Source organism: uncultured Oribacterium sp. (assembly GCF_902481605.1).
Lineage (GTDB): Bacteria > Bacillota > Clostridia > Lachnospirales > Lachnospiraceae > Oribacterium > Oribacterium sinus.
This window is the reverse complement of sequence record NZ_CABSXI010000110.1, coordinates 1-3,503: the sequence shown is the minus strand read 5'-3', so window position 1 is coordinate 3,503 and position 3,503 is coordinate 1. Positions and strand designations below refer to the sequence as shown.

3 protein-coding genes are annotated in these 3,503 nt (G+C 43.8%); 1 reads left to right on the top strand and 2 read right to left on the bottom strand.

The window, feature by feature from the left end; all coding sequences use genetic code 11:
• Positions 1–159: 159 nt before the first annotated feature.
• Positions 160–1,584 carry a hypothetical protein gene (locus RDQ32_RS10910; RefSeq protein WP_308580507.1) on the bottom strand — a complete coding sequence of 475 codons (1,425 nt, stop codon included), beginning with the start codon at positions 1,582–1,584 and terminating at the stop codon, positions 160–162.
• 103 nt (positions 1,585–1,687) lie between these two features.
• Positions 1,688–2,488 carry a selenium-dependent molybdenum cofactor biosynthesis protein YqeB gene (yqeB, locus tag RDQ32_RS10905; protein WP_308580505.1) on the bottom strand — a complete coding sequence of 267 codons (801 nt, stop codon included), beginning with the start codon at positions 2,486–2,488 and terminating at the stop codon, positions 1,688–1,690.
• A gap of 254 nt (positions 2,489–2,742) precedes the next feature.
• On the opposite strand from yqeB, the gene yqeC reads away from it, so the two are divergent.
• The coding region (gene yqeC / locus RDQ32_RS10900) for a selenium cofactor biosynthesis protein YqeC (protein ID WP_308580503.1) at positions 2,743–3,503 on the top strand (761 nt) is incomplete at its 3' end.

The window sequence follows — 3,503 nt, the reverse complement described above, 5'->3', positions numbered from 1 at the left end:
GGTCTAAAACAGGGGTAGTCTGAGCCCGCCGGTACTTACTGAAAGCGAGCAAGGCGATGCTTGAAGTTAGTACCGCTGCGTGGCGAAGCTAGCGAGAGCGTGCCCCAATTTTAGACCTATACTGCATAAAACTCTATTTATTGATTTTACATTCCCTTTTTAATATAAAATTACACCAAGAACTTCTTTCCCCAGTGCTTCACATTTCTTCTTTGTCTTTAAGAAGCTTAAGAAGTCACTTTGTGCCGGATAGGCTAAAACCAGATATTTGTGCTCTGACAGAGCCTGTATTCCTTCCGGACTTTGCAAAATGTCCTCTGCAGCTCTTGCAGAAAGGGGATTTCCTTCTCCTACATTCTGTACAAGCTTTTCTCCCATTTCTCCTTTTGCACCGATGAAGAGGATCTCTTCCTGAATTTCCTTTTCCTTCGCCAGCAAAGTAAGATTTGCCTTGGAAAGGCGGAACAGTTCTTCCTCCGTTTCACATCGCTCATTTTCCCCGGCAAGCTTTTCGGACCATTTCTTAAAGATCCCCTGCTTTTTATAACGCTTCTTACTGCCTAAAACCATAAGGCCATAGGACATTTCCAAATCTTCCTCTCTGGGAAGCTCCTTAGTGAAAAGATAAGGTACGGTAATCACTGCTACAGACAAAAATCCTCCCAGGAAAATTCCCAAAATAGCATATTTGACTAAGGTTTTCTTGGAAATCCCTTGGGTTCCCAGAACTTCCTCTCCCTTTGCGTCCTTCTCCTTTTTCTTCCAGTCGGTAAGGAGTGTGGAAAGCTTTTCCACCCTGTCTATTTTTTGCTGCTGCCGTTGCAAAAGCGGAAAGTTCTGTACATTCTGAAGCTGGCTGTTGTCCGGACTATAGTTTCCACTGTTTTTAGCTGTGTAAACGTTATCCGAAAGAATTTCCAGCTTATGTGCAGGAAGATTTTCATCCAATTCCGCCTTTTTTTCTTCTACATACGAAAGAACCGCATCTCCCATTTCCTTGGCAAGCTTCTCCGTACTTCCCACAAGATAGACAGAAACAATAGCGCTTTTCTCATTTCCCTCTACATAGATGAGATCCGATAAATCTTTCTCTGCTACCTTTCCCCCCAGGCGCTTTGCGATATCGCTGTAAAATGTACCGCTTTGTAAAGCATCACTGTAGGCCTGACTTACCGCAGAAAGCCTTGCTGCAATTTCCTGATTGCTGAGAGTCTGCCCTCCCTCCTCTAAAGGAAGATAAAGATTGATATCTCTTTCCCCATAGGAAGTCGGGTCAATTTTCATCAAAGCGGAATCCGCCAAGCTTTCTCTCTCTGAAGAAAGCAAAGCTTCCAGTCTTTTCCGCTCATTTCCGGCATACTCCAAGGACTGTTCTTTTTCCTTCTCCTTCTTCTCCACACTTTCCTCCGTGCTTTCCGTTTGACTTTCCGCCTTCTGGCTTTTCAAGGCCTTATAAAGCTTAAAAGAAGGTAGGGCTAAACCGCAAAGCACCGTAACAAGAAGAATCCATATCCCTTTCCGTAAACATAAAGCCAGTAATCCGGGTAAATCCAAAACCACCTCTTCTTGCAGTTCTCTTTCCATAAAATATAGTTCTCCTTTTTATTCATAACGAGTATCGTGCGCAAAGCGTGCGATATCTCGTTTGTTTATCTTAAATCCTGTAATTCCTTATCTCTACAGCATTTTACTCTTTACAAAGCTCCCAAGGCAGAAAATGCAGTAGAGCCTCCAGTACGCCGCCTCCGATAGCTCTTGCCTTGTCGGAAACATTCCGATATTCCACCGCCTCACCTCTGGGATCCACATCTCCCGCCTTCATACCGGGAAATACGGAAATGCCTTCCTGCAACATTCCTCGAATAATTCCGGAAATTTCCGTCCGCATAGGAATACCGTTTACTACTCCACAAATATCTCCGGCCTCCACCAAAGTACCGATGGGAAGGGTTTGTTCCAAGATTCCTTCTGCCGGTGCCCGAAGCACCCTTTCTTTCCCATATCCGCCAATGATTCCGGGAATGCCGGTATTGGGAATGGCGGATCCCTTAAGGATCACTCTTCCCAAATCATGGCCTCTTTTGCTTTCTATGACTGCATGGCAATCTACGCCGGCAGTAAATCCGGGGCCTATGCCGATAACAAGTCTTGCATCCTCCATACATGTTCCCAGATTCTTCTTGGCAAGAATAGCATCCACCACAGCATCCGCTTGTAAGCTGTGCAGAAAACTCTTTCCTTCATCCACAACCACAGGAACCTTTTTTTGGGAAATTGCTTCATGTATTTCCTCCAAACTCTTCGCCCGAACCGCCGTAATGCCTTCCACACTGCACTCTCCCAAGCGAATCGCCTCCGAAAAAGCAACATTTCTACGAACTGCTGTGGGAATCGCCAAATCACTGTGGCAAACGGATATTCCCGCACGATACAGCCGAATGGAAATTCCCGTTGCCAAATCTCCTGCTCCCCGGATAAATACAAGCATAAAACCTTCCTTTCAGAAAAACAAATCTTCTGGCAAAAAAGAAAATATCACCTATAATGAAGTCATCAGACAAGAACTTATAGAGCTGTAAAAACTCCTGTAAGAGCTTTCATGACAAAAATCCTCACGTTATCAGACTTTGAGTTTTGATTCTACCATAAGTCTTAAAAAGAGCATAGTTTTTTTGAAAAACCGTAAACAAAAGGATAGAAAGCCACTTGAACAAAACCCGTTTTCACAAGAAAGGAGACATTTTGACGAAACAGCAAAGACAAATCGATGACAATCCGCAAAGTAAGCTTATTCGAATTCCTCTGTCGGAAGCTCTCGGCATAAAAAAAGGAGTCAACGCCATTATTGGAAGCGGAGGAAAAAGCAGCCTATTAAAGTCCCTTTCCCTTGAGCTGTCTCAAAAAGGCTCCGTGCTTCTCACTACCTCCACCCATATCCTCCCCTTTTCTCATTGTGAAAATATCTGTTTCTTAGATGAAAATGTTTCCATCTCCGATGAGAATGTTTCAATTCTTAATGGAAATGCTTTAATTTCCAATGAGAATGTTTCAAGCCTCAATAAAAATATTTTAACTCTCAATGAAAAAATTTTACTTCCCGGTAAAGATATTCACTCTGAAGAAGCTTTGGAAAATTCGAAAACTCTCCTTCAAAGCAAAGTTCTATCCTTATGGGATAAGTCCCAAAATCCCATTCTATGCTTGGGAACTCTGGAAACAAATGGCAAGCTTTCTCCTTTTCCCCTGCCCTTCTCTGCCATTGAGCAAATGGCAGACTTTGTCTTGGTGGAGGCGGACGGCTCTAAACGATTACCCGGAAAAGCCCATGGCCGGAATGAGCCGGAGATTCCTAAGGAGAGCCAAAGAACTGTACTTGTGTTCGGCGCTTCCGCCCTTCATAAACCTATTTCTGAGGTCATTCACAGAGTGGAAATTTTCCAAAACTTTTTCACTCCATCCTTAACCCCCGACACTCTACTGACTAAGGAGCTTCTCTTGCAGGC